This is a genomic window from Vibrio sp. TRT 21S02, from assembly GCF_050113675.1.
Classification (GTDB): domain Bacteria; phylum Pseudomonadota; class Gammaproteobacteria; order Enterobacterales; family Vibrionaceae; genus Vibrio.
In genome coordinates, this window is the sequence record NZ_JBNJOI010000046.1 from 1 (window position 1) to 3,439 (window position 3,439).

A 3,439-nucleotide genomic window follows, 5' to 3' on the forward strand; every position below is an offset into this window, starting at 1 on the left:
TCAGCTTAAAGCTCTTGACTCAGTTGTAAATGCAGCGTCTTTGAATCAGCTTAAAGCTCTTGACTCAGTTGTAAATGCAGCGTCTTTGAATCAGCTTAAAGCTCTTGACTCAGTTGTAAATGGAGCATCTTTGAATCAGCTTAAAGCCCTTGATTCAGTTGTAAATGCAGCATCTTTGAAACAAATTGATGCCTTTAACTTTGTCATAAATGCAGCATCGCTGAGTCATTTTGATGCGCTCAACTCTTTATATACCGAACAAGAGTTATCTGAATTTTCAGAAGTATTGGCTGAGGTTGGAAATAACCTTCAAGAAGAGCAAATCTCTGAAAGAGACGCCGAGAGAACTCTTCAAAAGTTACCCACTTTTTTCCTATTTTTTCTTAAGTACTTATTTAATTTCATCGTAATGCCTCTATTTGTTGCTGTTTATGTGCAACCGTTAGTGACAGAGTATCTTCAAAACAACAACGAACCTCTTCGAGTACAGAAAAGCACAATTAAAAAGTTGCCTCAAAGTACAGGAGTTGAGGTCACTGCTACGAATAGATTTATTAGTGGTGATGGAGTTCGTTTAAGATCTTCTGCTTCTGTGAAAGCAGAAATTATTTCTCACTTAGTCTTTGGTCAACTGGTGTACGTGTTAGAGAAAGAGCGTAGTTGGGTAAAGGTTGCTGTACCTCAAAAAGATGGTAGCACGCTTGAGGGGTGGGTGTTTAATGAGTATACAGAGCGCTTTAGGTAATTAAGCTAACAAACTGTTTAAGAGTGATTCGCAACGCATGGCATTTTTACTATGCGTTGCGTTCAGTGTTTAAGGTGGTATGCGGTAGCTTCGGTATGCGTTGCTCACACCTTAACAGGGCGTTATGAGCCCAAGCACAACTTGGGCTTTTGACTATTAAACTGGCTCTGGTTCGCAGTCATCATCATCGTCATCATTTTCGTTATTCTCACGATATCTAGTCATTATTTCCTTCATTAACGCGCTACGGTATCTCTCGCTAAAACGAGGTAACTCCATATCAGCTAGTTGGCTATAGTAGTTACTTAAATAATCTTCAGCTTGGTAAGCTTCTAACGCGGAACTTAACTTGTCATCAACGATTTTATATCTAACTCTTGGCTCAATGGTGGCTCGTTTTCTGACATATTTTCTTGTTGGAAGTGTAGTTGAGTTTTCGTGCTCACTTAAAACGTGTACGACATCCGAAATGGAGCCTTCACTTAATCCTATGTTTAGGTATTTTTGACCATCTTTCATGAACTCTGATGTAGTGTACATATGAAAATCGTCAGCTTGAGCCTCTCGACAAATTTCGGCGCGAAGTTCTGCCAAAGGTCCTACAATTTTTTTACCATTGGAGGTCAGTTGGTACCACCAGTCTTCTTTGGAGTCGTCGGTAACGAATACGACGGATTTTATGTTTTGTGAACTTCCCTTCGCAATAATCTGCTTCCATAGTATAAGGTCTCCATACTGCCTTTCGTAAGAAAGTCCGTTGTAGATAAAATGACTGTCAGGTGCCTTATCCTTCACTGCATCTTTAAAGCCTGGAGGTATTAGTTTTTCAAATCGCTCTTTTCCCTCTTTGTAAATATCGTCTAACCACTTTTGGCTTTCTGGAGCTTCACCGAGCTTTCCATTGAAGAGAGTATCAAGTTGCGCACGGATAGGGTCGTGTGAACGAACACAAGGCTGTTTGTCATTCCAATACTTTACAGATTTTTTGTAATCTGCAATGCTTTTATTAATTTGAGCTTCTAGCTTTTCAGTATTTTCTGCAAGTTTTGGAAAGCGTCGCTGAAGGGACAGAGATTTAAAATCATTATCAAAAACCTTTTGAATTTTTGCTAAACAGTTGTCTACATCTTTAAATACGGATTTTTCGTTTTTAATAACATCTAAGCGGCGTCGTTGATATTCAAGACCAACTTGGTAGGGCAGCCATACTTTATCTTCTAACTCTCTAACTATTTTATAAAAGTCATCTCTAGTTTGTTCTGCGTACCCATACAGATTCAAAAGAACGTTAGTGTCAAAAATAAAAATAGTATTTTCAGAAGACCATATTTGTTGTAATAGTTCTTCGTTGGGACTATAAAAGCCTACAAATGAATCTTTCATACTTAGCTCGTGGTTTTCGGGATGCTGCATTGTAACTGACAGAGGGCTCATAACAAAGCGTTTAAGACGGATTCACAACGCTTGGCATTTTCGGTTTGAATCGGCTTTAGTGTTTACGGTGCAATAGTTTAGGTTTGGTGGTAGCGTTGCTCACCACTTAACGCGGCGTTATAGCGCTCGATAAAATTGAATATGGTTGGTCATGGATAATATCGAAAAAGAGCTCTATCAAGCAGCAACAGAACTAGTAAATATGCGATATCCTTCTGGTTGGGGTGGAGCTGCGGCTGTTAGAACAGAGTCAGGAAAAATATTAACAAGCATTGCTCCTGATACTAAAAACGATGCTCTTTCACTATGCATGGAGGTGGGAGCGTATTTAGAGGCTCACAAACTCAATGAGCGAGTGACCCACTCATTATGCCTGTGTCGTGAGAGCGAGAACGATGAATTTCTAATCTTGTCACCATGCGGAGTTTGCCAAGAGCGCCTTGTCCATTGGGGTGGGGATGTCAAAGCAGCAATTACGACTCCAGAGAATGCATTGGTTTTCAAAACTATACGAGAATTAATGCCTCATCATTGGTCACTTGTAAACGGCAAAGCGCTATAACAAACTGTTTAAGAGTGATTCGCAACGCGTGGCATTTTTACTATGCGGTGGTTTTAGTGGTTAAGGTGGTATGCGGAAGCTTCGGTATTGCGTTGCTCACACCTTAACAGGGCGTTAGGGCTTATCGGAACTATTAGCAGTAGAGTGAGAAATAAATATGACTGATATTCTGTCATCAATTAGTACAGCGTTGTCTTTGACATCAAGGCTTCGTGAAATAAGTAAAAGCATAGAAGATGCAGAGTTTAAAAACTTATTGGCTGATTTGAGCTTAGAGTTAGCTGATGCGAAATTGAAAATCGCTGACCTTACATCCGAAAATGCAGAGTTAAGGGAGCAAATTTCCGAGTTAACGAGTGCTACAGGTGAACTTTGCCCAAAATGTAATAAGCGCACCTACGAATTAATCTCATCTGCTCCGGATGAAGTTTTTGGGGACTTAGGTGCGGTAAAAAGGGTTTATAAGTGCTCTGGTTGTCAGTTTTCTGAATCAAAAGTAGTTTCGCCCTAACAAACTGTTTAAGAGTGATTCGCAACGCGTGGCATTTTTACTATGCGTTGTGTTTAGTGTTTAAGGTGGTATGCGGGAGCTTAGGCATTGCGTTGCTCACACCTTAACAGGGCGTTAGCTGCTAATCGATATAACTCTGCTTTAAATCAACCTTACAGTCTGTCATTTTATATAATGTGTTCCGTTA

4 protein-coding genes are annotated in these 3,439 nt (G+C 40.0%); 3 read left to right on the forward strand and 1 reads right to left on the reverse strand.

Features of this window, described 5'->3' with window-relative positions; translation table 11 throughout:
* Positions 1-745: SH3 domain-containing protein (locus ACQEXU_RS21735; protein ID WP_427012277.1), on the forward strand; the 745-nt coding region annotated here is incomplete at its 5' end.
* A 156-nt stretch (positions 746-901) separates the two neighbouring features.
* Here the strand turns inward: ACQEXU_RS21735 and ACQEXU_RS21740 are convergent.
* Positions 902-2,128: a PIN-like domain-containing protein gene (locus ACQEXU_RS21740; RefSeq protein WP_427012278.1), complete on the reverse strand. Its 1,227-nt coding sequence runs from the start codon at positions 2,126-2,128 to the stop codon at positions 902-904.
* A 202-nt stretch (positions 2,129-2,330) separates the two neighbouring features.
* Between ACQEXU_RS21740 and ACQEXU_RS21745 the strand changes: the two genes are divergently transcribed.
* Positions 2,331-2,741: a cytidine deaminase gene (locus tag ACQEXU_RS21745; RefSeq protein WP_045612970.1), complete on the forward strand. Its 411-nt coding sequence runs from the start codon at positions 2,331-2,333 to the stop codon at positions 2,739-2,741.
* A gap of 157 nt (positions 2,742-2,898) precedes the next feature.
* Positions 2,899-3,252 (forward strand): hypothetical protein, encoded by a 354-nt coding sequence (locus ACQEXU_RS21750; RefSeq protein ID WP_031829440.1) that lies wholly within the window; start codon positions 2,899-2,901, stop codon positions 3,250-3,252.
* Positions 3,253-3,439: the final 187 nt, after the last annotated feature.